20 protein-coding genes, 1 pseudogene and 1 riboswitch are annotated in these 25,284 nt (G+C 50.4%); of the genes and pseudogenes, 10 read left to right on the top strand and 11 right to left on the bottom strand.

Annotation, left to right across the window (positions count from 1 at the left end; translation table 11 throughout):
* Window positions 1-52 precede the first annotated feature (52 nt).
* The 3 genes from ELR70_RS07350 to ELR70_RS07345 form a co-directional block, all read right to left on the bottom strand.
* Window positions 53-1,339, bottom strand: a complete 1,287-nt coding sequence (locus ELR70_RS07350) for a TonB-dependent receptor (RefSeq protein WP_241566361.1) — start codon at window positions 1,337-1,339, stop codon at window positions 53-55.
* 44 nt (window positions 1,340-1,383) lie between these two features.
* The gene (locus ELR70_RS25360; RefSeq protein ID WP_241566360.1) at window positions 1,384-1,926 is read right to left on the bottom strand and encodes a TonB-dependent receptor plug domain-containing protein; all 543 of its coding nucleotides are present in this window, start codon (window positions 1,924-1,926) and stop codon (window positions 1,384-1,386) included.
* A 37-nt stretch (window positions 1,927-1,963) separates the two neighbouring features.
* A riboswitch (cobalamin riboswitch) is annotated at window positions 1,964-2,152 on the bottom strand.
* Window positions 2,153-2,247: 95 nt separating this feature from the next.
* Window positions 2,248-2,730: a YajQ family cyclic di-GMP-binding protein gene (locus tag ELR70_RS07345; protein ID WP_054014363.1), complete on the bottom strand. Its 483-nt coding sequence runs from the start codon at window positions 2,728-2,730 to the stop codon at window positions 2,248-2,250.
* A gap of 169 nt (window positions 2,731-2,899) precedes the next feature.
* Between ELR70_RS07345 and ELR70_RS07340 the strand changes: the two genes are divergently transcribed.
* Both ELR70_RS07340 and ELR70_RS07335 read left to right on the top strand, forming a co-directional pair.
* Complete coding sequence (locus tag ELR70_RS07340; protein ID WP_054014362.1) at window positions 2,900-3,253, top strand: VanZ family protein; 354 nt, start codon at window positions 2,900-2,902, stop codon at window positions 3,251-3,253.
* Complete coding sequence (locus tag ELR70_RS07335) at window positions 3,246-4,169, top strand: 2-dehydropantoate 2-reductase (RefSeq protein ID WP_054014361.1); 924 nt, start codon at window positions 3,246-3,248, stop codon at window positions 4,167-4,169. The genes ELR70_RS07340 and ELR70_RS07335 overlap by 8 nt, the downstream gene beginning before the upstream one ends.
* A gap of 42 nt (window positions 4,170-4,211) precedes the next feature.
* Here ELR70_RS07335 and thiI read toward each other — a convergent pair.
* Both thiI and ELR70_RS07325 read right to left on the bottom strand, forming a co-directional pair.
* Window positions 4,212-5,668, bottom strand: a pseudogene (thiI, locus tag ELR70_RS07330) (tRNA uracil 4-sulfurtransferase ThiI).
* A 126-nt stretch (window positions 5,669-5,794) separates the two neighbouring features.
* Window positions 5,795-6,451, bottom strand: a complete 657-nt coding sequence (locus ELR70_RS07325; RefSeq protein ID WP_054014359.1) for a TetR/AcrR family transcriptional regulator — start codon at window positions 6,449-6,451, stop codon at window positions 5,795-5,797.
* A 176-nt stretch (window positions 6,452-6,627) separates the two neighbouring features.
* On the opposite strand from ELR70_RS07325, the gene coaD reads away from it, so the two are divergent.
* The gene (gene coaD, locus ELR70_RS07320; protein WP_054014358.1) at window positions 6,628-7,110 is read left to right on the top strand and encodes a pantetheine-phosphate adenylyltransferase; all 483 of its coding nucleotides are present in this window, start codon (window positions 6,628-6,630) and stop codon (window positions 7,108-7,110) included.
* Window positions 7,107-8,471 carry a capsule assembly Wzi family protein gene (locus ELR70_RS07315; protein ID WP_054014357.1) on the top strand — a complete coding sequence of 455 codons (1,365 nt, stop codon included), beginning with the start codon at window positions 7,107-7,109 and terminating at the stop codon, window positions 8,469-8,471. The genes coaD and ELR70_RS07315 overlap by 4 nt, the downstream gene beginning before the upstream one ends.
* A 44-nt stretch (window positions 8,472-8,515) precedes the next feature.
* Here ELR70_RS07315 and argH read toward each other — a convergent pair whose 3' ends face one another.
* From argH to argC, 5 genes are read right to left on the bottom strand one after another with little or no spacing between them, the layout of a single operon-like run.
* Window positions 8,516-10,381 (bottom strand): argininosuccinate lyase, encoded by a 1,866-nt coding sequence (argH, locus tag ELR70_RS07310; RefSeq protein ID WP_054014356.1) that lies wholly within the window; start codon window positions 10,379-10,381, stop codon window positions 8,516-8,518.
* A gap of 24 nt (window positions 10,382-10,405) precedes the next feature.
* Window positions 10,406-11,620, bottom strand: a complete 1,215-nt coding sequence (locus ELR70_RS07305) for an argininosuccinate synthase (RefSeq protein ID WP_054014355.1) — start codon at window positions 11,618-11,620, stop codon at window positions 10,406-10,408.
* Between the two features lie 34 nt (window positions 11,621-11,654).
* The gene (locus ELR70_RS07300) at window positions 11,655-12,575 is read right to left on the bottom strand and encodes an ornithine carbamoyltransferase (RefSeq protein WP_054014354.1); all 921 of its coding nucleotides are present in this window, start codon (window positions 12,573-12,575) and stop codon (window positions 11,655-11,657) included.
* Between the two features lie 8 nt (window positions 12,576-12,583).
* Entirely contained in the window at window positions 12,584-13,366 is a 783-nt protein-coding gene (gene argB, locus ELR70_RS07295) for an acetylglutamate kinase (protein ID WP_054014353.1), read from the bottom strand.
* Between the two features lie 3 nt (window positions 13,367-13,369).
* Window positions 13,370-14,380: an N-acetyl-gamma-glutamyl-phosphate reductase gene (argC, locus tag ELR70_RS07290; RefSeq protein ID WP_054014352.1), complete on the bottom strand. Its 1,011-nt coding sequence runs from the start codon at window positions 14,378-14,380 to the stop codon at window positions 13,370-13,372.
* A 172-nt stretch (window positions 14,381-14,552) separates the two neighbouring features.
* Between argC and argE the strand changes: the two genes are divergently transcribed.
* The 6 genes from argE (at window position 14,553) to ELR70_RS07260 (ending at window position 22,673) form a co-directional block, all read left to right on the top strand.
* On the top strand, window positions 14,553-15,716 hold the full coding sequence (argE, locus tag ELR70_RS07285) for an acetylornithine deacetylase (RefSeq protein WP_054014351.1): 1,164 nt from the start codon (window positions 14,553-14,555) through the stop codon (window positions 15,714-15,716).
* 406 nt (window positions 15,717-16,122) lie between these two features.
* Window positions 16,123-16,611, top strand: a complete 489-nt coding sequence (locus ELR70_RS07280; protein ID WP_054014350.1) for a hypothetical protein — start codon at window positions 16,123-16,125, stop codon at window positions 16,609-16,611.
* Between the two features lie 9 nt (window positions 16,612-16,620).
* Window positions 16,621-18,456 carry a GMC family oxidoreductase gene (locus ELR70_RS07275; RefSeq protein ID WP_054014349.1) on the top strand — a complete coding sequence of 612 codons (1,836 nt, stop codon included), beginning with the start codon at window positions 16,621-16,623 and terminating at the stop codon, window positions 18,454-18,456.
* Between the two features lie 13 nt (window positions 18,457-18,469).
* A complete protein-coding gene (locus tag ELR70_RS07270) occupies window positions 18,470-19,558 on the top strand; it encodes a ferritin-like protein (RefSeq protein WP_054014348.1) in 1,089 nt (362 codons plus the stop codon).
* 1 nt (window position 19,559) lies between these two features.
* Window positions 19,560-21,539, top strand: coding sequence for an alkaline phosphatase family protein (locus ELR70_RS07265; RefSeq protein ID WP_054014347.1), 1,980 nt, complete (start codon window positions 19,560-19,562; stop codon window positions 21,537-21,539).
* 156 nt (window positions 21,540-21,695) lie between these two features.
* Window positions 21,696-22,673, top strand: a complete 978-nt coding sequence (locus ELR70_RS07260; protein WP_054014346.1) for a heme-binding protein — start codon at window positions 21,696-21,698, stop codon at window positions 22,671-22,673.
* A 58-nt stretch (window positions 22,674-22,731) separates the two neighbouring features.
* Here ELR70_RS07260 and ELR70_RS07255 read toward each other — a convergent pair whose 3' ends face one another.
* Window positions 22,732-25,158: a zinc-dependent metalloprotease gene (locus tag ELR70_RS07255; protein ID WP_054014345.1), complete on the bottom strand. Its 2,427-nt coding sequence runs from the start codon at window positions 25,156-25,158 to the stop codon at window positions 22,732-22,734.
* Window positions 25,159-25,284: the final 126 nt, after the last annotated feature.

Below are 25,284 nucleotides of genomic sequence, written 5' to 3'. Positions count from 1 at the left end.
AATCCGCCCTTAAGATCAAAAAAGGAGGCTGATGCCTCCTTTTTACTGACGTTTAGAAAGTCACGCGCGCACCTACATAAACCTGACGGCCTGGCGGCTGATAAGGCAACAAGGTTCCCTCTGGCGTTTTACTGACAACCGAGTTGAAATAGGCTTTATCGGTCAGATTTTCCAGTCTCAGAGTCAGAGCAATCGGCTCCAGCAACTGATAATTCGCACTCAGGTTAAAGACAGTGTAAGACGGTAACTCCGTATCGAAGAAACTGATAGACGGGCGTTTATCACGATATTGCATCGCCAGTCTCACATCCAGCTTGTCCCATTGCTTAGACACCACATAATTGAACGCTTTGCTTGGGCGACGTGGCAAATCCGCACGCTTTTCTTTGTCTTTGGCATCCAGCAATGTCAGGTTTGCAGCATGCTCCAGGCCTAAAGCCGAGAACTGAGCACTCAGCTCAACCCCTTTCATCTGCGCACGCCCCACATTGGCAGGAACATACTTACTGGTCTGTGGATCAAACTCATTGCTGATCAGGTTGTCGATACGATTATCGAAAATAGCGACATCATAGCGCACAGTAGCCGTATCTACCGTTACGCCGAGCTCGTTATAGGTCCCTTCTTCGGGTTTAATTTCGGTATTTGGCAAGTACCAGGGGCTGTCTTTAACAAAGGCATTGGTCAGGCTTGGTGCACGAAATGCCGTACCATGATTAACCCGAAACGTGACGATGTCCGATGCTCTGAAACCCAGGTCTGCGGTATACGTATTTGCGCGACCATGATGCTCATAATCATCGCTGCGTACTACAGCGTTTAGCAACCAGCGACTTTGATCGTAAAACGCAGCTGCAAACACTGCCGTGTTATCACGCTCAGCAATCGAGAACTGAGCGCTCGATGAAGACAAGTCTTCATTGAGGCGGCTCACGCCCCCCATCACCTGAAGAGACTGCGTCATTTTATAACGGGCGCGGTACTCAATTTCATCTCGTTTGGTGCTGTAAATGTCATTTGGCGGTGGTGGTGTACCGTCTTTAGGCAATACAGACAGGAACTGCGTATTCTCTTCCTGTGCCAGACTAACAGACGCTTCCTGGCTCAACACATCCGATTGTTTCTGCCACACAAGTTTAGTGGTGTAATTATCAAACTCGTAAGCATCGTTGCCATAGGAGGAATCATAGTCTGCCTCCCCTTCGCTGCGCTGTGCATGCAAAGCAAGCTGCCCATACTGAGCCAGATCATAATTCAGTTTTACACCCATATTGGTGTTGTCATAGCCGTCACGATCATGCTCTTTGGTCCGAGGAAGTGCCGGATCTTTGGCCGTCACGTCATAACCATCTGTGGTTTCATAACCAAAATGATAGTTTACCGTCAGTTTATCTGCCTCAAACTGACCAGCCAGCTGAGCCCGCCATAGTTACGACTGCCAGAGGTCAGCGCCAGCTGATGTCCTTTCTGTTCCCGGGTAATAATGTTGATCACCCCTGCAACTGCATCTGAGCCATGAATAGCAGCACGCGCCCCTTTAAGGACTTCCACACGTTCAATACTGTTAACCGGAATATTGGTAAAAGACACATCACCCGAGTTTGCGTCACTAATACGTACACCATCAACCAACACTAAAGTGTATTTAGTCGCCGCACCGCGCACAAACACACTGGCTTTTTGGCCGTAACCACCACTGCGTACAACATCGATACCTGCGAGGTTGTTCAGCAATGTCGGCAGGTCACGTACGTTAGCTCGTTCGATTTCAGCACGCTCAACCACTGTCACAGATGTCAGCGTATCTACACTGGCTTGCTCGAACTTGTTCGCCGTAATCGTAATATGTTCAATGTCTTGTGCGCAAAGCGCAGAAAAAGGTAACACAGCCAGCAGAGCTGTGGTTAAAGCAGATTTTTTAAACATGAGTTCCCCTGATCCACGCCCACCGCGTGAACTACAACTATTGAGTGTGTTTCAGGGCCGGTTTCCGGACTTACCTGTAACAGCAGGAAGGACTGTCATAGGTTCACCGTTGCGGGGGCAGTGCTGGACTATTACCGACTCCATAGGCAGTCACCAGCTTCCCGATTATTCAGATCTTTGAGAGACTCCAGGCTCCTGATCTGACACCCTGAAAAGTTGGCGCTATTGTCGGAGATTTGAGAACAAAAATCAATGGACGTCTAGCATGCTAAAACACAGGTAATATTTAGCATGCCAGATGTAAGAAGGTAAGCTGAGAGGTTAATCTCGGAAGTTTTTAAACTGGAAAGGCTGACCCAGCTCAGCGCCGCGGATCAGCTGCATGGTTTCCTGCAGATCGTCACGCTTCTTGCCAGTAACACGCACGGTTTCACCCTGAATAGACGCCTGTACCTTAATCTTAGAATCTTTGATGGCCTTAACCACTTTCTTCGCCATGTCTTTGTCGATCCCCTGTTTAAGCATCACTTTACGTGACACATACTTACCCGACTTTTCAACGTCTTTCAGCTCAAAGCTGGCCACGTCCAGACCACGCTTTGCGGCTTTGCCTACCAGCATGTCAAATAATTGCATTACTTGCTGCTCAGATTCACTTTTTAACGTGATCACTTCGTCTTTCAGCTCAAACGACGCTTCTACACCACGAAAGTCAAAACGCGTGCTCAGTTCACGATCCGCGTTATCAACTGTGTTTCTCGCTTCAGTCATATCAATTTCAGACACAATGTCAAAAGAAGGCATATCTAGCTCCTGGATAATGTTTTTCCGGATTATAGCAACCCAAAGGCTGCGACGCGACTACACTCTCATCGCTCGTTTTCATATTTGGAACTGACAGTCTCTGCTTCATCCTATTTTCAGATTTCGGTGATATACTGGCCTTTTAATCCCTGATGATTTGGAAGTATTTGTGGCACGCCGACTTTATCAATGCCTGTTGTTACTCTCTCTGGCTGTATGCACTTTTCTATTCGCTAAAGAAATTCAGGCCAATCAAATTGTGAAATTCGCTCACGCGGATAAGGTTGCACATTTTGGCGTGTTTTTTGTCTTGGCTTTTTTCTCTCATCATGCATTCAGGTTTCGGATCTGGTTTCACCTTATGCTCCTGACATTCTACGGGGCGGGAATTGAATTGATGCAGGATTCTTTGCCATACCGACAAGCTTCATGGGGGGATTTTATCGCTGACATTGCAGGTGCCTTAAGCTACTTCTTTATTTACTGGGTTTACTGCCGTAAAACCGGAAAACGCTATGCCTGAATTATTCATTGTTGGCAAAGGGGCGGTCGGTTTACTACTGGCTGAGCGACTGGCACAAACCTACTCTGTCACACTGATCACAAGGTCGCCAACACAGACCGTTTTTGCTCAACATGCCGAATGCACTCGTCCTCTTGAGGTCAAGTGCCTGAGCTGGCAGGAACTGGCAAAGCAGGGTATCCGCATAGATTTATGCATCGTTCCCGTTAAATCGTATCAACTAAGCGCGGCATTTGCTGCGCTCAGGCCGCACCTGAGCCCGGGGGCCAATGTTATTTTCAGCCATAACGGGATACAGGCACTTGAGCCAGTTACCGCTGAGCTATCTGTTCAACAGGGGCTCTTTTTTCTGTCCACCAGTATGGGAGGCTGGAAACCCGACGCCAACACCGTCGCGTTCACCGGCCCGGGTTTAAGTGTCTTTGGCCCCTGTAACACGGCGGCTCAACAGCGAGCTTCATCGCTGTTTGACACTTTGATAAGCCCTCACCTTGTTCCTGCACAATTGTCCGACGATATTGCGCGACTACGCTGGCAGAAGCTGTGCGTTAACCTGGCTATTAATCCTCTCAGTGCTCTTAGCGGACTGAAAAATGGTCGCCTGCGCGCCCCCTGTTATGCGTCGAAAGTTTTGGGAGTACTGAGTGAGGCATGTACCGTTGCCAACCATGTTGGTGTACCTCTTAAACTACATGAAGAGCTACATCGGGCATATCAGGTTATGACGCTTACCGCCGACAACTTTTCGTCTATGGCTCAGGACGTAAAACATCAAAGACGTACGGAGATAGATGCGATGTGTGGTTACATTGTTGAACTGGCAAATCAATATGGATTATCCGTGCCACACAATATGAATTTATTAGCCAGCGTGCGAGCGTTACACCCGGTGGAAAATACAGCAGGAATTGGCTGAGCATCAGTGCTTTGCTCAGCCAGGGTAGAGATCAGGGCTGTACTATGGACGATAAACTCTGACGTTAGCAAAGCCGTTTTCATGTAGGATCAAGGCTTGTAACTGACTCATCACACCTTTACTGCAGTACAGGTAGTAGTCTTTGTCTTGTGGTAAATCACCAAACTTGGTGGCAAGACGGAAAAATGGCAAATGGATCACTTCAATACCATCCAATTCTAATGGATCGGCATCTTCTTCTTCCGGTGAGCGAATATCAACCACAACAGCGCCTTCCGGTAACTCGCTGACATTCTCCGCTTCTTTAACTTCTTCTTTCGCTTCTGCTTCAATCTCACGAATGTCTTTCACAACGGCATTTTCTACCACAGTGTCCAGCACATCAAAGTCAAACTTACTTTCTTCGGCCTCGATTTTTTCCAACTTGGCCTTAACCGTCGGCTTTTTCGAAATCACGCCACAGTACTCAGGCATGGACTCCGCCATTTCACAAGTGCCAATCTGGCGCGCAATACGAATAATCTCTTCTTTATCATATTGGATCAGAGGACGTAAGATCAGTGTCTCGGTGACGCGGTCAATGACGTTGAGGTTTGCCAGTGTCTGGCTGGACACCTGACCAATACACTCACCGGTTACCAAAGCCTGAATACCAAATCGCTCTGCCACAGCAGAACCTGCGCGCATCATCATACGCTTCAGCACCACACCCATCTGGCTACTTTCAATGTTTTCCAGGATCTCGGCGACCACAGGTTCAAAGTCAACGGTAATAAAGCGTACTTTATGGGTTGAGCTGTATTGTTTCCACAAATAGTGGCTGACCTGCTTTACACCTATCTCGTGCGCAGCGCCACCTAAGTTAAAGAACAGAAAGTGGGTTCTCGCACCTTTGCGGATCATCTGGTAGCTGGCCACACCAGAGTCAAAGCCACCCGACATCAAAGACAATACATCTTCCTGAGTTGGCAGTGGGAAACCACCCATGCCCAGGTGTTTAGTCGTTACGATATAGGCTCGGTCGCCTTTTACCTCAATCTTAACCGTCACATCGGGTTTGCGTAGCTGTACGCGAGCTCCCGGTACATGCTGGTTCAGACCACCGCCGACATATCTTTCTACATCACCGGAGGTAAAGTCATGATTGCCCTGGCGCTTAACGCGCACACAAAAAGTCTTGTTTTCGATCTGCGGGCCAACCAGAGGTAAGGCTTTTTGATAAATGTCGTCCAGGGTTTCAAAAGTGGTTTCCTGTACTTCCAGAAACTGAACAATACCTGGGATGCGGCCAAGGCCACTGATGAAGGCTTTGCGAATTGCAGGATCTTCACTGTGCGTCACTACCGTAATATTGTCCCAGTTATTTTTACCGTCACTTTTTCATCAAAGCGGCATAGCACCAGTTTGATGTTACGCTCGAGTACCATAGTAAAACGTTTGCGAACCGATTTACTTTTGATCACGATTTCGGGGTGCAGTTTGACGATAAATTTAAACATAGAAGTCACTCTTGGTTTGGACATGAATGCGCAATTGGCGCGCCGACAACGGGCGCGCGATTATAGCAGACTTATTAAAGACTAGGAAATATACAGAGGATAACCAGCTTTTTCTGGTGTGTGGGCTCAGGCAATACTGGGCAATGCGGCGTCTGCCATTGCCTGGTAGTGCTGTTGTAGTTGTTCGATTTTGTCCCGGCTGAGCGCAGTGGCATAAGGTTTAAACAACATTAATACCTTCACAATGCCATTATAGATATCCTGTTGTTCTAACACGCCAGTCATTCTGCGCGCTTTAACATAGGGCGTCCAAAAGCTCACCACCATTTTTAGCATATGTGCTAACTCATTGGCATCGTCGTCACTGATGGCAATCACATCCACCTCGCGCAAACCAAGAACGACCGCTTTCACTTGCTCGAATAGCCGTGCCTGAAAGGCGATATAGTCTTTTTTCAGCACATCATCGCGCGCCAAGATATCATTCAGGTTGTCATAGAAAAAATGATAACGCCACATCAGTTCAAACAGCGAATCCAGATACTGAGTCAGTTGCTCAACCGGTTCATCGTGGGCTGCTAACGGCTTAAAATGGGTACTCAGGTGCTCACTGTATAGGGCAAAAATATTGCGAATAATGTCTTCTTTGTTTTTAAAGTGGTAATACAGATTACCGGGACTGATCCCCATGTTAGAAGCGATGTGATTAGTAGTGATTGTTCGCTCGCCATGTAAGTTAAATAAGGCGATGCTGGTACGAATAATTTTTTCCTTGGTGTTCATATTCGGTTCTCTGATAACACGTAATTAATGAGGCAATAATGACCGTTCGGTTATAACGCACAGTGAAAATAGCACTAAATGGGAATAACATTAAATTTTCATTTTGAAATCAGACCAGTGATATTGTGCTGCAAGCTTGATAATATAGGCCAAATTTGAATTGTTATGACCTAAACATGCAAGTAACCGCTTTATACCCGGGCACCTTTGATCCACTCACCAATGGACATGCCGATTTAATCAAACGCGCGGCCAAAATGTTCGATACTGTCATTTTAGCCATCGCACACAACCCCAACAAAAAACCCTGCTTTAGTTTGGAAGAACGCGTTGCTTTGGCCAAAGAGGTCCTGGCGGCACATAACAACGTTAAAGTGATTGGCTTCACCGGATTGCTGGTAGATCTGGCTAAACAACAACAAGCCAATGTGTTGATCCGTGGGATCCGGGCTGTTTCAGATTTTGATTATGAGTTTCAGCTGGCTAATATGAATCGCCGTTTGTTCCCTGAACTGGAAAGCGTATTTCTGACCCCATCGGAGAAAAACTCGTTTATCTCCTCCACTTTAGTCAAAGAAGTAGCCTTACATCATGGTGATGTCAGTGAATTTGTCAGCCCACTGGTGGCTAAAGCCCTTGAGGAAAAATTACACGGATGAAATTCAACTATTTAATACTCAGTGGCCTTGCACTGGCTTCAGCACAAGCGGTATCTTCCCCCTGGATTGATGCGCAGCAGAGCCACCTCAAACACTCCATCGACCTGCTGGTAAGCGCTGGCATTATTCAACGACCAGTCAATCAATATCCACTGATGTGGAATGGTCTGGTAGATGACCTCTCCGGTGTAGACAGCGAACAATTGCCTGCGGACGCACAGTTTGCGCTACAACACCTAAATCATGCAATGCGCATGGCTAAACAAAGCCAAAGCTCAGGTTTTTTGACCCACTATGGCGATGAGCAGTCAATGCCAGCCGGGTTTGGACAACAAACACGTGCGCGTAGTGGTGTAAGCAGTTATGGCCAAATCAAGGGGAACAATGTAAGCGCGCGAGTTCAGGTGAACTATGCGGACAATGCGCTCGATGGCAAGCAATTTAACCATCATGGCAGCCATCTGGCTGTGTTACTGGGAGACTGGGCATTTAGTGCCGAACGGCTCGATTACTGGTGGGGCCCGGGCAATGAAAACGCGCTACTACTGTCTAACAATGCCACGCCCATGAAAGCACTGCGTATCAGCAGAGCAAATACCAATTACAGTGGACCAAGCTTTTTTTCCTTTGTCGGACCCTGGCAGATCACAGCCATTGCTGCCAAACAACGACCTAGCTTGGCCGTGGATGAAGAAAGAGATTTCTGGGGGATGCGCGTGTCAGCTTACCCATTGCCGGGGCTTGAAATTGCGTATGCAACCACCGCAAGTGATTTTGTCTACCAGACAACCCCTGGTGATGAATCTGAAAACCAGCAGCGTCTGAGCAGTGTGGATTTCAAATACTCTTCGCGCGTGGCTGGCCTGCCTGCGGCCGTATATGGCGAGGTAAGCGGAGACAATGACAGAGGTGCTTTGCCTGAACATCGCTTGTTTACCTTAGGTGCAGAAGCGTTCTGGGGTACACAAGAATACCGCATTAAATCTTACCTTGAGTACAGCGATACTGAGATCGATTGCCAGCCACAGCAAGCCAGCTTTCAGTGTCATTTTGCTACTGCGGGTAAAGGGAGTGATTATTTTGAGCGAGGCCGCTGGCTTGGCGCTCACATAGGTCCTCAGGCCAAATCTGTCAGTCTGGGCGCTGATTATTATGGCTTAGGTGGCTATGGTGGCTATGCCAAACTGAAGCGGCTTGAATTTAACGCGCTTGATGTAGACAGAGATTTACTGCAAGTGGGTTATCAACAGGGACTGTTTAATGGTTTATTGAAAGTCGACTTAGCATACTGGCGGGATAAAGGTGCAACTGATTCAAACAACGAAACATCCGCCTCAGTGAGTTGGGAATACCGATTCTGATTAAAATAAAGCGCCCAACCAGGCGCTTTAGCTAAACAGTGGGTTCAGGCCACAAACTGGCAGGGAATACGCGCAGGTTCCGCTACCTGCAACATAAATTCCATCGCTACTTCATCACAGTTGTTTTTACGTAAGCACAGCTCACAGTCTTTCATCACTTTTTCAGGAAGACTTTCCTTATTACATCCACTAAAGCCCTGCTTATCGAAAAAGCCGGGAACTCGAGTCAATACGATAACCCGCTTCAGTGCCAGGCGTTTGGCTTTATCCAGTAAATGCGATACCAGCAACTGCCCCTGGCCTTTCACCTGCACCGAGGGGTCGACCCCGAGTGAACGGATCTCGGCCAGACCCGTGTCATAAATGTACAGTGATGCACAGCCAGTCACCTTGCCATTCACCTCAGTTACAGCAAACTCATTGATACTGTGGATCATATCGCTTTTGGCTCGGGGCAGGTTTTCACCTACCTTAGCCCAGTATTGGATCAGTCCGGCAATGGCTTCTACATCGTTTAACGTGGCATCACGAACCGTGATTTGCTGTTTTTTTTTCACTGCACTGATGGCCGCTGACACTTGCTGTAAAGAGGTTCCCCCTTTGGCGCTGCGTGCCGCAATACAAGCATCCAGTTGCAATACCGGGTAGACATCCTGGTCGATCTGCGCACACACAGACTGAAATTGAGCCAGACTCAGATCTTCGAGGTTTTTACCCTCGCTCAACGCCAGTTGTACCAACTGACCAACAATATGGTGCCCTTCACGGAACGGGATCCCTTTTGCCACAAGGTAATCTGCCAGCTCAGTAGCATTTGCATGTCCGCCCTGCGCTGCCTGTTTGGTTTTTTCGCCATTGACCTTAACGCTTTCGATACAGGACTGTGCCATATGCAACGCTGCCAGCCAGGTTGGCATGGCATCGAATACGCCTTCTTTGTCTTCCTGCATATCTTTGTTGTAGGCCAGCGGCAGTGCTTTTAATGTCATCATCATGGCGCTGAAAGCCCCAAACACACGGCCGGTTTTACCCCGGATCAACTCCAGGGCATCGGGGTTTTTCTTTTGCGGCATTAAAGAGGAGCCGGATGTCACATTATCTCCCAGCTCAATAAAGCCGGCCTCGCCAGAGTTATAAAAAATCATATCCTCGGCAAGACGTGACAAATGCAACATGGAAATAGACGCACAGCTGAGTAACTCCAGCACAAAATCTCTGTCAGATACCGCATCCAGGCTATTGCGCGTGGCACAGCTAAACTTCAGCTCAGCAGCCAGCTGCTCCCTGTCGATATCATAGGCGGTACCTGCCAGTGCACCGCTGCCAAGCGGGCATTCATTTAAGCGTGTTACCGCATCCTGCAAACGTGATGTATCGCGCTCCAGCATTTCTACATAGGCCATACACCAGTGACTAAATAGCACTGGCTGTGCCCGTTGCAAGTGGGTGTAACCGGGTAAAATCGTGCCAAGTTCTCGCTGGGCTAAAGCAACAAAAGCCGCTTTTAACATATCCAGCGCTTCAAGGATTTTGTAAGCACTGTCACGACACCATAAACGAAAGTCGGTGGCTACCTGATCATTACGGCTACGACCTGTGTGCAGCTTTTTGCCCAGATCGCCGACTTTATCAATCAGACGCGCCTCAACATAAGAATGAATGTCTTCATACCCTGCCGTGGCAATGGCATCCGGATCCGCACTGGCCTCGTCTAGTAACGCTTGCAAAGCGGCAACCAGTTGAGCGTGTTCATCTTCATTGAGGACTTGCACCTGTTTGAGCGCGCCCGCCCAGGCAATCGAACCGACAATATCCTGCTCAGCCAGTTGGTAGTCAAACGGCAAGGAATCATTAAATTGTTTGAAGGCCGCATCCGGCCCAGACGAAAAGCGTCCACCCCACAGTGCCATGTTACTTTACTCCTCTGATCACCGTTATTTAACTGACTTTTGTTTGTTCAGTGCTGCAATGCGACTCGACAACGAGAACAAACGGATAAAGCCTTCGGCATGAGACTGATCATACACATCGTCCTCTCCGAAAGTCGCAAAATCTTCGCTGTACAAGCTGTTTACCGAGCGTTTTTGCACCGCGCTGACCTGACCTTTATACAGCTTCAGGACCACCTCCCCCGTAGCCACCTGAGCCAGTGACTGGGCCGCGGCCAGTAACGAATCTTTCAACGGCGTGAACCAACGTCCGTCATATACTAAGTGGGCAAACTCACTGGCCACAGTTTCTTTCCATTTACGACTGGCTTTGTCCAGAACCAACTCATCAATGGCCTGAAGCGCCGCCACCATAACAGTGCCTCCCGGGGTTTCGTAACAGCCCCGCGACTTCATCCCCACCAAACGGTTTTCAACAATATCAATGCGACCTACACCATGTTTGGCAGCAATTTCGTTGAGCGTCAGCAGGCAATGATAAGGGCTGAGGTTTTGGCCATTCACCGCCACTACCTGACCGGACTCAATCTGTACACTGACCAGTTCCGCTTCATTGGGCGCCTGCTCAGGTGATACCGTCCAGGTCCAAACCTGATCGCTGGGCTGATTCCAGGGATCTTCCAGTTCGCCACCTTCGTGAGAGATATGCCAGGCGTTAGCATCACGGCTATAGATTTTGGTTGCGGATGCTGCACACGGGATATTGCGCTCGGCAAGATAGTCCAGCAAGGATTCCCGACTCGACAACGACCACTCACGCCATGGCGCGATCACCTCAAGATCAGGCGCAAGTGCGGCAAAGCAAGATTCAAAACGCACCTGATCATTGCCTTTTCCGGTACAACCGTGAGACAGCGCATCCGCACCTACTTTGCGAGCGACCTCAACCTGTGCTTTGGCGATAATTGGCCGCGCCATGGAAGTGCCCAACAAATAAGTCCCTTCGTATACCGCACCGCTTTGCAAAGTCGGGTATATGTACTCACTGACCAGCTCGGCTTTCAGATCGACGATGTGGCATTCACTGGCGCCGGATGCAAGCGCTTTTTCTTCTACCCCCTGAAGCTCTTCATCCCCTTGCCCGACATCGGCCACAAACGCAACAACTTCACAGCCGTAATTTTCTTTTAACCAGGGCACAATAGCCGACGTATCCAGACCACCAGAGTATGCCAGAACGACTTTTTTGATATTTTTCATGATATTTTTACCTTAATACTTAAATCTTGTTAGCTCAGACGAGCTGCTTGTTCATAAGCGCCAGTAACAGGGCATTTTGTGCGTGCATACGGTTTTCTGCCTGTTGCAGGATCCGCGCTTTAGGGCCGTCCATCACCTCTGAGGTGATCTCATAGCCCCGGTGCGCAGGCTGGCAATGCAGCACTGTGCTGGCCCCGGTTTGCTCGAGTAGTGTTTGATTAAGCTGATACGGCATAAAGGTGGTTTTTGCCTGCTCCAGTGAAGTATCGCTGCCCATAGACACCCAAGTGTCTGTGTACAAAGCATTCGCACCGGCTGCGGCTTCAATACGGTCACTGATCAGCACAGATGCACCATTCACTGCGGCGATTTGCTCTGCCTGTTTTACTATTTGCGCATCAGGCGAATGCCCTTTAGGACACACAGCGACAAAATCTGCTCCCAGCGTTGCTGCCAGCAGCAATAAAGATTGGCACACATTGTTTCCCTCACCCAGATAAGCCAGTTTGATCTGACTAACATCGCCAAATACTTCCTGCAAAGTCAGAAAGTCTGCAAGCGCCTGACATGGGTGATAGAGGTCACACAGGCTGTTCACCACCGGAATATCAGAATGCTCCGCCAGCACCTCCAGGGTATGATGGGAAGAAACACGCGCTACCAATGCATCGGCCCAGGTGGCAATGTTCAGCGCAAAATCCTGCACGGATTCACGACTGCCCATTGCGCCGTTTTGCTGATCCAGATAGACCGCATGGCCACCGAGCTTGTTGATACCAATGTCGAACGACAAGCGGGTTCTGAGGCTGGGTTTTTCGAATAAAGTGACCACAGATTTGCCCGCCAAAGCATGTGCAAATTCCTGTGGCTGCTGTTTGATATCACTTGCCAGGGCAAGGAGTTTCAGAGCCTGGCTTTTATCAAATTCCAGACCGGTAATAAAGTGAGTCGACATAAGGCTTCCTAAGGTAAAATGTGAGTACCGACGTGCTGCCCGGCTATCAGGGCAACCAAGTTGTCTGGCTTTTGCCAGCTGGAGATGTACACCCCACGTCGTAAATGTCGGGCAGCGTGAAGACTGGTCTTAACTTTGACCTCCATCCCGCCCACAATCACCTTCTGTGCTATCAGTTGTTCTATCTGCTCACTATTTAGCTGCGCCAGTGGTTGGCCAGCACCGTCCAGGACCGCTTCAACATCGGTCATAAAGATCAGTTCGCCGCCCAGCTGATGTGCCAGCGCAGCCGCCGCTTCATCCGCGTTGACATTAAACAGCGCACCATCTGCGCCTATGCCAATTGAACTCACCAGCGGCAATCTGCCGGTTGCCAGCAGATCGGGGACCAAGCTTTCATGATGCGGCTCACAACTACCAACTTGTCCCAGCGCCTTAAGCTTTTGCGAAGCCATCAGGCCCGCTTCATATAAGCTGATCCCAACGGGGTTTAAACCCGCCGTGATTGCCTGAGCCATTAACTGCTTGTTTGCACACCCCGCAAGCGCACCAACAATATACGGCATTTGCTCTTTAGGGCTGATCCGTAACCCCTGATGCTTGGCAGTGGCAAACCCGGCATCACTCAACCAGCTGTCTACCAAAGCACCACCACCGTGGACCACCACAAAGTCGTGCGTGCTGTCTTGTTGCGCTAATAAATAAAGTGCTTTGAATAAGTCATGGGCGGCGTGCTCTGAGTTAAGCACTGCACCACCCAGTTTAATCACCCAAATTTTTTTATCTGTCATAAGTTACCCCATCAACCCTTGTTCATGCGGATACTGACTGGCCAGATTCATACACTGCAGTGCCTGTCCTGCCGCGCCTTTCAATAGATTATCTATGGCCACTGTGACAATCAGTTGCTGCCCCTGTTGCTGCCAGCCGATATCAACATACGCACGGTTGGCAACTCCTTTGATTGAAGGCATGTTTGCACCTTTGAGGCGGATCAACGGCTCGTCTGCCAGCACCTGATAGGCTTGTGCAACCTGATGCTCTGAAACGCCCGGCTTGAGTGAGACATAGATGGTTTCCAGAATACCCCGAGGGAAATTCCCCAAATGCGGCGTAAACAACACAGGGTGCTCGAGATAACGCTCAATTTCCGGAGTATGACGATGGTTAAACAGACCATAGGGTGCCAAAGATACCTCACAAAAATGGGTAGTGAGGCTGGCTTTACGGCCCGCACCGGTCACACCTGATACAGCATTGATGATAATGGTGCTGTCACTGAGCAAGTCAGCCTGTTTAAGCGGTTTAAGTGCGTTCAGAGCGGCAGTTGGATAACAACCTGGTACCGCCACCAGCTGAGCTTCGCTCAGTGATCCGCCATACCACTCCACCAGACCGTAACGCGCTTTGTCCAGCCATTGTGAGTAAGGGTGGCTGAAGCCATAGTATTGTTCATAATCCGTGCTGCTTTTGAGGCGGTAAGCACCTGACAAATCGAATACTTTCTTGCCCATTTTAAGGAAGGTCTGAGCCAGCTCTACGCTGACTTTATGGTCAGTACAAAGGCAGACATAGTCGACATCGCTGTCGGCTATGTCTGCAAACGTCTCATCCGTCAAAGGGAGCAGGGAGACATCTAGTAAACCTGTGTGTTCAGGATATAGCTCACTCAGATATTTCCCTTTATCCAGACTATGTGCTGACACATAACAGCCACTCAGTTTCAAACCCGGGTGGCGGGCCACCAAACTGGCCAGCTCTGCGCCGCTATATCCGCTGGCGCCAACAATTGCTACGTTAAACATCGATAACTCTTATAAATTAGTAAACAAAAAAACCATATATCTGCTATTGATGATGTTATCGTCGCATTGTTGCATCCTCTATATTTATGCTAAAAAAATGAATTGATATTCACCTTACATACATATAGATTTTTATGCAACAGGTTTGAATAAATATTTTTAGGATACTGCAATGTCATTACCCGACTTTAAAACTATGTACCGCGAGCTGATTGCCCGGCCCTCTATCAGTGCCCTCGATCAGACGCTCAACCAAAGCAATAGAGCGGTCATTGAACTGCTCGCTCAATGGTGTGAACAACTGGGTTTCAGTATTGAAATCGCAGAGCTACACAGTGCACCTGGCAAGTTCAACTTACTCGCCAGAAAGTGTCCGCCGGGCCTGACAGACCAAGCAGGAGGCCTGATGCTAGCCGGACACACAGACACCGTGCCCTTTGATGACAGTCGCTGGAACTTTGATCCCTTTACCCTCAGCGAACAGGATAATCGTCTGTATGGCTTAGGAAGCATTGATATGAAAGGATTTTTTGCCTTTGTATTGAAAGCACTGGAAGATCTTCAAGCTATACCACAAAGCGCCCCGATCATGATCCTGGCCACCGCAGATGAGGAGATCACCATGGCCGGTGCACAAGAGGTCGCACGCCACAGCAACCTTAAGCCAACCCGTTGTATCATTGGAGAGCCGACCGATATGGTCCCTGTGTACACCCACAAGGGACATATGTCTTCGGCGATTCGCGTCACGGGTCGCTCGGGGCACAGTTCCGATCCAGATCGTGGCTTAAATGCCATCGAGATAATGCAGCAGGTGATGACCAATCTGTTACAGTTAAAAGAAGATTTAAAGAATAAATATTCACTTGAGGATTTTGCAATTCCTTACCCGACCTTGAATTTAGGTCATATTCACGGAGGCGACAACGCCAACCGAATTTGTGGCTGCTGTGAGCTGCATATTGACCTGCGCCCCCTGCCCGGACTCAGCATCGCAGAGCTCCAGGCCTTGTTACTTCAAGCCGTAGCCCCGATCAATGCGCGTTACCCCGACAGCGTATCTGTGATTGACTTGCACGATCCCATTCCTGCCTTCCATGGCACACGGGATTGCTCCTTGGTAAAACTGGCTGAAAAAATTTCAGGTCAGCAGGCCGTAGCCGTGAATTATTGTACAGAAGCACCGTTTTTACAGCAGCTAGGTTGCGAGACAATTGTAATGGGACCCGGCTCGATTGCGCAGGCACATCAACCAGATGAATACTTGGCAATGGAGAAAATCAAACCCAGTCAGCAGATCCTGACGGAGCTGATCAGGCAGCAATGTTTTGCCTGATCAGCTTAGCGCAGTGTAATAACATGTAATTGAAAGACCCCTTCTCAACGACTATACCTGAACAGATGTAACACATAGTCGGTATCAGCTTGCCTGCATGCGACCCGTCAATCGTATCTCTGAGCAGGCTTTTACCTGTTAAAGATGTGCCGTTGCTTTATGGCTGCGGTGCATTCTGGCCGTTCGGGGCCATCGACTGTCAGCATAGGACGCCGCAATATCTGTCTACTGGCAAGGAAGGGGCAAAAGATGTGCAAACCACTCTGTCATAGTAATTACCATGGCATCTGTCGTGATCTAAGCCGCTATTCACACAGCAAGCTGAACACTGTTTGCTGCGCTGTTTTCCTTCCTCTGATGTGTGCCGCTCGTACATTTCTCTTATCACTTAATCAGGGGCAAACTTATGTACAGACTGACCGATTTTTATCGCCTCAGTGCCACTCTGACTGGCTACGATCTGGTCGAGTTACAAGGCACGGGCGTGGGTCCCACTTATTGTAAGACACTCAGTCAATGGGTTCGTCAGGACGTTATACAGGAACTCTATCACCGAGCAGAGGAGATTGGCTCGCTTGAGTGTGAATCTAATCAGGCGCAATTTTACGACCGTATCTGGAACTGCGCCAAACTGGGCCCGGTTGCCAAAAACATCATCAAGATGTGGTACCTCTCCATCTGGTATCAGCTGCCTGCCGACTGGAATGCCCTGTATGGGGTTGATGATTTCAGCGCCGACAAAAAGCCCGTTGAAGACTATGTGATCTCCAGCAATGCCTATATCCAAGGCCTGGTCTGGAATGCCCTGGGCAGCCACCCCATGGGCGCAAAGCAACCTGGGTACGGCACCTGGGCCTTTCCCGGCCAATCAGCGAAACCATTTAACCTGGATTAGGAAATCAGCATGACACATCATCATAAAGAATACGACGTAGTCATCGTCGGGGCCGGTATTGCAGGCGCCATTATGGCTAAACAGCTGGGTGAGCAAGGCAAAAAAGTCCTGATCCTGGAAGCTGGCACGGGGACTGACGGACGTTTCTTCGATCAGGGCAAAGAGAAAGGCTATGAGTCATACATGGAGCGTTTTTTCACGGCCATGGCCAAGATCCCTAACGCGCCCTATCCCAACAACCCCAATGCCCCGCAACCTTTGGTCACTGATATTCAAAAGCCACCGCTTGATAAGCCCGTCAGTGATCATGGCTATTTTGTCCAGTATGGTCCGGATCCGTTTGCCAGTACCTACACCCGCAGTGAAGGCGGCACCACCTTGCACTGGTTGGGCACCTGCCTGCGTATGCTGCCCGAAGACTTTGAGCTGAAAACACGCTTTGGTCGCGGCCGGGACTGGCCGATCAGCTATCAGGATTTACAACCCTGGTACGAAATCGCTGAACAACATATTGGGGTCTCGGCCAATGCCGATGTGCAGACCTATCAGCAGATTGATAACCCCAGCGTACAACTGCCGTTTGAAGAAAACTACGATTATCCGATGGAGCAAATTCCGCAGAGCTTTTTGGATCAGTATCTCGCCAAAGGACTTCAGGGTATGCAAGTTGAAATTGACAGCCAGCCCTACCCCATTGATGTGGTTGCCACACCTCAGGGGCGCAACGGCATGCCTCGGGGTGATTATCGCCCTGTAGGCGCAGTGGGCAACCCGGATCTTGGTCAGCGCTGCGCGGGTAATTCTAACTGTGTGCCTATCTGCCCTATTCAGGCCAAATACTCAGCCCTGAAAACGCTGGAGCAAGCGAAAAACACGGGTAACGTGACCATAGAGACTCAGGCGGTGGCCTACAACCTGGAGGTGGACCATAAAACACAGAACATCTCTAAGGTCCACTACAAACGCTACCACTCTACCAAATCCGCAGCGTATGACGATAAAAAGGTCAAAGGCAAAGTTGTGGTACTGGCCGCCCATGCCGTTGAAAACGCCAAGCTATTGCTGGCCTCTAATGTGGCGAACTCCAGTGATCAGGTTGGTCGTAACCTGATGGACCACCCAACTATGCTGACCTGGGGCCTGATGCCCTGCAAAATCGGCGCATTTCGGGGCCCTGGTTCAACCTCCGGGATCCCCTCTCTTCGAGGCGGGGCATTTCGCGCAGAGCAAGCCGCGTTTCGTATTGAGATAGGCAACTGGGGCTGGAGCTGGCCAGAAGGTGCGCCGATTGCGACCGTGCCAGAGCTTATCGATGAGCAAAACTTATTTGGCCCGGCCCTGCGTCACAAAATCGCCGAAGAGTACCCGCGCATGTTCCGCTTTGGCTTTTTGGTGGAGCAGCTTCCCGACCCCAATAATCGCGTCACCATAGACGATCAATACCGGGACCAGCTGGGCAACTATCGACCGGTGATCCATTACAAAGTCACCGACTATACCCGTGCTGGTATGGCACAGGCTAAGGAAGTATCAGATGCTATTTTCCAACGCCTGGGTGTGGAGCCTTTTACCAAATACAAAGCCAACGATCCGGGCTATGTGCAGTATCAAGGCAAAGGCTATGTCTACAATGGCGCCGGGCACCTGGTCGGCACGCACCTGATGGGCGATGATCCTAAAACCTCAGTGGTAAACCGTGAACAACGCAGTTGGGATCACCCCAACCTCTACCTGGTTGGCTGCGGTAATATGCCCACCATTGCGACCAGTAATCCGACTTTGACCATGGCAGCACTGACCTTCTGGGCTGCTGACAACGTGTTAAACGCACTCGACCAGTATTAATGAGGGACCTGCCATGTATCACAAACTGCAAAAACGTCCGATAGAAACGCTCGAACAGCTGCACTACGACCTGCAACTGGCCATTGAACTGGAGTTCTCAACATTACCAGTCTACCTCACCGCCTTGTATTCCATTGAGGAAGGCACCAACCAATGTGCCTATACAGTGATCCGCTCGGTCGTTATGGAGGAGATGTTTCATCTGACCAATGCTGCGAATCTGCTGATTGCCACCGGAGGTAGCCCGGCGATTAACAGTCCGGAATTCCTACCCACATTTCCGACTAAGCTACCTGACGGCGAAACCTGGTTTGAGGCAGATCTGCAAAAGTTCAGCCCTGAGGCACTGCAAAACTTCCTCAAAATTGAAATGCCCGCCGCACTGGCAAAAGAAGGGGATATCACCATAGGCGAGTTCTATGTCGGTATTGAAAACGGCTTGCAAACTCTGCATAACCGCTATGGCCCCGCGCTGTTTCCCGCAGACTGCCACGACAAGCAAATTGCGCATAAGTATTATTATGGCGGTGGCGGAGAGATCACCCCAGTGACAGACTTGGCCTCCGCCAACTTTGCCCTCAATGCCATCATAGCGCAGGGAGAAGGGGTACCAGATGACTGCTGGGACCCGGATCAGCCCTTCCCCCTGGGTGATACCACTGGCATAAACAGCGGCGACCACCAGTTATTTATGCAACCCAGAGAGCTGTCGCACTACTACCGATTTAATGAACTGCTGCTGGGTTATCGCTATGTCCAGGGCGACACGCCTAACTCAGGGCCGACCGGTCCGGCTATTCCGATTGATTATCATCAGGTTTATAACGTGGTGAAAAACCCACAACCTGAACACTACCAGCCGTATCCCACCATTGCCCGGCTGGACACTGAGTTTAACCTGACCCTGAGCCTGCTGCTGGATCAGCTTCATCTGGCCTTTAATGGTCAGCCTGACTTACTGGTTGCCGCCGTTGGCACTATGTTCGGGCTCAAGGAAAAGGCCCAAAGCATGATGCGGGTACCACTACCGGATCATAGCGGACGTCACGCTACGCCCACCTGGCGCTATATAGCCAGCAAAGACCGTCCGGGAGGATGCTGATATGGCCACAAGACGCTTCGATCATATTATTGTGATCATGTTTGAAAACCAGTATCGCGGCTATGTGATGAATAATCCCTACATGCGCAACCTCGCTGCTCAGGGGATTGAGCTGACCAACAGTTTTGGCGTAATGCACCCGTCGCAGACCAACTATATTGCGTCTCTGGCAGGCGAGCTGTGCAATGTAACCGACGATGAAGTGCCGCCACGTTTGCCCCAGCGCACCCTGGTCGATCTGATTGAAGACTCAGCTCAAAACCTGGACTGGCGTGCCTATATGGAAAGCTATGTGGCGGGCTGGACGCCCTGGAAAGCAACCAATTTCACGCCCGTAAACAGTTATCCTTATGTGCTTAAGCACGACCCTTTTTCATCGTTCTCCCGCATTCTCGACAGCGAAACTCGTTGGCAAAAAATTGGTAATGAAGCACAGTTTTATCAGGACCTGCTCAACGATACCCTGCCTGAGTTTGCCTGGTTTACCCCCAATATGTGGCACGACGGGCATTATTTACTTGGCAGCAAAGACAATGATCTCAAGGGTGAGCGCGCGCCGATACTGGTAGATCAGCAGGCAGACTGGCTGAAGTCGTTTTTTGAGTCGATTAACTTCCCCGGCCCCAACAGTAAATTGCCCGACAATACCCTGGTCGTCGTCACCTATGACGAGGCCGATTTTGAATCGGATTATGATACCAGCCAGAAGTACAAGTATTACTACGACGGGCCCAACCAGATTTATACGGTATTACTGGGCGATACCCTGACGCCGTCGCAGCAGCACGAAGGTTACAATCATTATTCCTTGCTGCGCACCATAGAGGAAAACTTCTCGCTCGGCAGCCTGGGTAAAAACGACGAGCACGCCAACTATTTCCGCTTTTTGTGGGATGAGGCACTGCACTGGCACCCCGCAGCTTGTGTGCCCCACATTGAGCATGCCAGTGAGCTGCAAACCGCCAGCCTCGGTGACTTGCTTTATCTGTTTTACACTCGGGACGACAGACCCGGCCACCTGTATTGCTCCAGCTTTGATGGTCATGCCTGGTCCGAACCCTTACTGGCGCGGGAGGACTGTAAAGATCAGTTACAATTGAGTGCGCAGGACGATACCCTGGTGCTGGGCTATCGCGACCAGGACCTGCGAATCACGTTACAAACGCTGAGGGCTAACCAGGGCTGGCAACCTCTGGCAGCACCCAGCGATGACAGTGTATCTGCCCTTGCACTTCAGGTATTACCGCAAAGTCAGGATCTGCTTTTGGTGTATCGCGACCAGCAAGGCACTATGCTGGCACAACGCTATGCCCGGCAACAGTGGCAAAGCCAGCCACAAACGCTGGTGTGCAAGCCTGAAGGAACATTTACTCTGGCCTCACTGGGTAGTAATACTTTATTGATTTACCGTGAAAGCAGCACCCATGCACTGGCCTGCCTGAGCTACAACAGTGCCGAGTTTAATGTCACCGATGTCAGTAACAGCGCTTATGCCGGTCCTCAGGACAATGCCGTAAGCCATCAGTGGTCGGCTAATGGATTCGGTATTGGCCATTTTTCGCAGGCACCCAGTAAACTCACGCCCGACGAGCCGGAACCACAGGAGCACAGTTACCAAAGTGAGGGACAGCTGGCCGCTGCCACACTCGATGGTGTGCTGCACTTGTTCCACAACGCCCCCAACAGTCAGCAACTGCTGAGCGCCAATTTCTCTATTCCCGGCGTACTCACCAGCCAGTTGCCCGTCTCTTATGATCCAGCCAAAGCAGATACCACCAGCAATGGCTATGGCACCATGGCCGAGGCGGGCTGGAGTGAACAGCAGCCGCTCAACAATGCTCACAGGCAACCGGACACACCACTGTGCGCCGCGCGCTATCGCGATCAGTTGTGGTGCTTTTATCAAAGCAGCCAAGACCAGCAACTGCGAGCACATGTGGCAACTTATCGGTCGGCACAAAAACACACAAATGGGGAATGAGACTGACACACGCCATTGCGTGTACACCATGAATCACTAAGTACAGACGAAGGCGACCATGGATCCCGTCGCCTTCGAGCAGTCACTGTAGGGATCAGCCTATGGCACACGGGGTAAGGCCCCGATTTGCCTGTAGCAATTAATGAGGAGACCACCATGACTGATGTAACGCCCCCAGATCTTTCTAAACCTTTGCTGATTGACCCGGCACAGGAAAACCCACCCGCCCCGACGACTGAACTTGGCCCGCTGCAATACCTGATAGGCACCTGGACCAATCAGCCACTGGGCAACTCTGGCATGGGTGGCACAGACAAGCCATTTTCTTACTGCCTGATGCCGCTGCCTCAGGAAGCCAGCTATATTCTGAAAAACTTTTCTTATTATGAGGAACTGACCTTTTCAGCCATTCACGGCACGGCGCCTAACCGGGGTGGCTTAGGTACTCAGGTTGCCAATACCCTGTTTTACGAGCAACGCGTCTACTTTGCCGATGGCCCGGCTAAAGATCAGCTGGTGCACGCCGAAAATGGGTCATTACTGTTTCTGAGCGACCAAAAGCAGCTACTTGGCCCTTATGGCAATGGTGAAAAGCCCGGCCTGGGCACTGAAACGCTGCCTAACAGTGTACCGCCTACACAAGCCTATGACTTTATTAAGCAAATGTCGGTACCACATGGTAACTCCATTCTCGCCAGCGGCCATTTCCAGTCGGGCACGGGCGTACCTACCATTCCTATGCTGAGCAAGAGCGACGTGCTCCCTATGGGTCTGCCCCATGATGTCAGCACCGACCAGTACAGCACCAAAAGTGTCGGTAATTTGAATCCGGACTTTACCCTGAACCCCAATCAGCCGCTGAACAATGCACTGGAAGTATCACCGCCTAAGAAGTTTATTCTGCTGGAAGTGGATACCGCCCACTCAGGCATTCCGGTCACCAACATTGGCTTTGAACAGCAACATGCCAAAGTCAGCCGTTACGCCATCAGCTACTGGCTGGAATCACTCGATGGCAGTGATAACTTTACCCAGTTGCAGTACTCGCAAAATATCACCATGGAGATCCCCATTCAGGGGCAGACCGTCACCTTCCCGCATATCACCACCAATACCTTAGTCAAAAAAGTCTAAACTGAGCGGGCATAAAAAAACCGGAGTGACGTCAGTCCGGTTTTTCTTTTAAACAAGCTTAGATGGGCGAACCCGGTGGCATCGGCAAGGCTTTAAAGCCCTGTGGCCACTTGCCGCTTTTCAGATACTGTGCCACCTGATCAGCCAGATAGGTTTCAAACGCATCCGCTTTACTGGCGCCACCAAACAAAGAGTCGTTGCTATATTGCTCCACCAGCTGGTTAAGATAAAAACGCGACTGAGCCTGAACTTCTGGTGCCAACTTGTCGCTGCTGCTAAGCGTTGCCAGGTGATAAGCCGTTAGAAACTGCACTCGCTGCGCAAGCTTAGTTGCCATACCCGGCTGTGCTTTGGGCTGGAAAACATGCTGATAAACCGTGTTCAGCAGGTCGTCACTACTGAGGTTGCCACGATTACGCGCCCCCTGTTGTGCCAGGCGATTCAGTCGCTCTGGGTTCAGCAATAAGCTCAAAGTATGCTGCGCCGCCACTTCCGGCAACGCCATGGCATCCAGCGTCAAACCCGTGCGACCTTTCACGCTCTCCCGGGTCTTATACTCGCCATAGGCTTTGGGTGGAATAAGTGCTAATACCGACTCTGGGATCATCAACTGTTCAGGTGCCAGAGTATCCAGTAATGCGGCCAATGCCGCCTGCTGCTTGGCTTTGCCAACTACCTGTGCCCCTTTTGGCGTGTGTGCCCCCCGTACTTCGTAGTCATAGTCTATACCGCCAATCAGTTTTACCGCTGATTCAACCTGATAACGATGGAATAAATACAACGGCACCAGCTTTTCTTCCAGCTGAGACAAAGCCTCACCTGTTTTGATGTTATTCAGGCCAAAACGGGCCAGCGCCTTTTGACGAATATCCAGCACCCGGGTCAGCTCAGCAGCCGGATCGTTACCGTTATCCCACAGGTGGGCAGTCGGGTGGGCGCCACCTTTCGGGCGGGCATCGGCATCCGAGATAAACTCCAGCCCCTTGCTCTTATTCTCAGCAAGAATGGCGGCCAGTGCCTGAGCTTCGTCACTCGCTGTGAAATCGCTGTAACCATATTTGATCACCTGAGTATCCCATTCACCCATGCCGGTGGCATAGCCTTTGCTGATGTCCAGTTCGCCCTGATCGTTCATACCTACCAGCGGGTGCGGATAATCCATCACAGAGGCGCGCTCTTTTACCGACGCCGAGAAGTTATGAGCAATCCCCAGGGTATGACCAATTTCGTGGGCACTAAGCTGACGAATGCGATCCAGCGCCATGGCATGCAAACGCTCCGTCACCTCATCGCCTTTAACAAATGGCGCGGCCAGGGCTTCGGCAATCAGAATATCCTGGCGTACCCGCAATGAGCCCAGGGTGACGTGACCTTTGATGATCTCACCGGTGCGCGGGTCTATCACCGATGCACCATATGACCAGCCGCGGGTAGCACGATGCACCCACTGGATCACGTTGTAACGAATATCCATGGGGTCAGCATTTTCCGGCAGCACTTTAACCTGGAAAGCATTTTTGTACCCCGCCGCGGCAAAAGCCTGATCCCACCAGCGCGCGCCATCGAGCAACGCGGTTTTCACCGGCTCCGGTACGCCCGGATCCAGGTAATACACAATCGGCTCAACCGGCTCAGATACTTTTGCCGTCGGGTCTTTTTTGTTTAAACGGTGGCGCGGGATATAACGTACATACATAGACTCGCTCAGCGGCGCCGAGTAGTCCTTATGCTCTATGCTCCAGTAACCCGACTGCGGATGAAATGCACGTGGCTGATAGTTATCATCCGGCAGTTCAATCAGCGAGTGGTGCTGGTGGACAGTGACCGCATACGGGTTCGCCGTAGCCTGCTTCACATACTCACCGGGCTTGCTGCCCTTAAAGGTCAGCACCGCTTCCAGCTCGGTATTTTTCATAAAGGCTTTGGAGCGCGGCATATAGGTCGCGCTGCGGCTGGCATCCAGGCTGTAACTGCCCTGCTTGCGCGCCGCCAGGGTACGAGATACGCCATGCACGTCCGATAATAAGTAAGGGGTGTAGTCAATCAGCACGCTGTCGTTATCTTCTGCCACCACCTTAAAGCCGTTTAAAATGCTCGAGGCAAACGCCTCTTTCACGCTTTGCTGCTCTGCCGGATTGTCGGCACTGGCACGAAAATAGGTATTCAGAGCACGCAGCATCACCTTGTCACCAAAGCGCTCGAACTGCACCAGGTAAGTACTGCCCAGCTGACCACGGTCTAATCCAATGTCGTTAGAGCCGACGCCATACGGCAAGCTGTGCTGCAACAAAAATGGCTGTGATAGCTTGTCTACATCCAGATAAATCTTGCCACTGGATGGGTCGCTGTAAAACGCATAGAACCCGGGAAAATGGTTGAAGTTGTCAGTAAATTCATCAATAGACTTAATTGCGGCGTGCGCTTGGGGTATCATAGCCAATAGCAAAGCCGAGAACATGTGAGGTGCAAAGCGTGTTTTTCGCATTTTCTTATCTTTGTTGTTTGAGGTTAGATGACTGGTACCCCTTTTGTATATTAAATCGTATACAAAATACAGTTATTTAGGACAAAATTCAGCGCTGTTTGTGGCCTGCTCTCTCACTCTGTCAGG

The sequence above is a fragment of the Pseudoalteromonas sp. R3 genome, assembly GCF_004014715.1.
In the GTDB taxonomy this organism is placed as follows: domain Bacteria; phylum Pseudomonadota; class Gammaproteobacteria; order Enterobacterales; family Alteromonadaceae; genus Pseudoalteromonas.
The sequence above is the reverse complement of the archived record's forward strand: the minus strand, read 5'-3'. Positions and strand labels throughout refer to the sequence as shown.

Coding starts and splice junctions, on each gene's coding strand:
- ELR70_RS25360 (WP_241566360.1), bottom strand. CDS start 1,926: ATGTTTAAAAAATCTGCTTTAACCACAGCTCTGCTGGCTGTGTTACCT.
- ELR70_RS07345 (WP_054014363.1), bottom strand. CDS start 2,730: ATGCCTTCTTTTGACATTGTGTCTGAAATTGATATGACTGAAGCGAGA.
- ELR70_RS07335 (WP_054014361.1), top strand. CDS start 3,246: ATGCCTGAATTATTCATTGTTGGCAAAGGGGCGGTCGGTTTACTACTG.
- ELR70_RS07325 (WP_054014359.1), bottom strand. CDS start 6,451: ATGAACACCAAGGAAAAAATTATTCGTACCAGCATCGCCTTATTTAAC.
- coaD (WP_054014358.1), top strand. CDS start 6,628: ATGCAAGTAACCGCTTTATACCCGGGCACCTTTGATCCACTCACCAAT.
- ELR70_RS07315 (WP_054014357.1), top strand. CDS start 7,107: ATGAAATTCAACTATTTAATACTCAGTGGCCTTGCACTGGCTTCAGCA.
- argH (WP_054014356.1), bottom strand. CDS start 10,381: ATGGCACTGTGGGGTGGACGCTTTTCGTCTGGGCCGGATGCGGCCTTC.
- ELR70_RS07305 (WP_054014355.1), bottom strand. CDS start 11,620: ATGAAAAATATCAAAAAAGTCGTTCTGGCATACTCTGGTGGTCTGGAT.
- ELR70_RS07300 (WP_054014354.1), bottom strand. CDS start 12,575: ATGTCGACTCACTTTATTACCGGTCTGGAATTTGATAAAAGCCAGGCT.
- argB (WP_054014353.1), bottom strand. CDS start 13,366: ATGACAGATAAAAAAATTTGGGTGATTAAACTGGGTGGTGCAGTGCTT.
- argC (WP_054014352.1), bottom strand. CDS start 14,380: ATGTTTAACGTAGCAATTGTTGGCGCCAGCGGATATAGCGGCGCAGAG.
- argE (WP_054014351.1), top strand. CDS start 14,553: ATGTCATTACCCGACTTTAAAACTATGTACCGCGAGCTGATTGCCCGG.
- ELR70_RS07280 (WP_054014350.1), top strand. CDS start 16,123: ATGTACAGACTGACCGATTTTTATCGCCTCAGTGCCACTCTGACTGGC.
- ELR70_RS07275 (WP_054014349.1), top strand. CDS start 16,621: ATGACACATCATCATAAAGAATACGACGTAGTCATCGTCGGGGCCGGT.
- ELR70_RS07270 (WP_054014348.1), top strand. CDS start 18,470: ATGTATCACAAACTGCAAAAACGTCCGATAGAAACGCTCGAACAGCTG.
- ELR70_RS07265 (WP_054014347.1), top strand. CDS start 19,560: ATGGCCACAAGACGCTTCGATCATATTATTGTGATCATGTTTGAAAAC.
- ELR70_RS07260 (WP_054014346.1), top strand. CDS start 21,696: ATGACTGATGTAACGCCCCCAGATCTTTCTAAACCTTTGCTGATTGAC.
- ELR70_RS07255 (WP_054014345.1), bottom strand. CDS start 25,158: ATGCGAAAAACACGCTTTGCACCTCACATGTTCTCGGCTTTGCTATTG.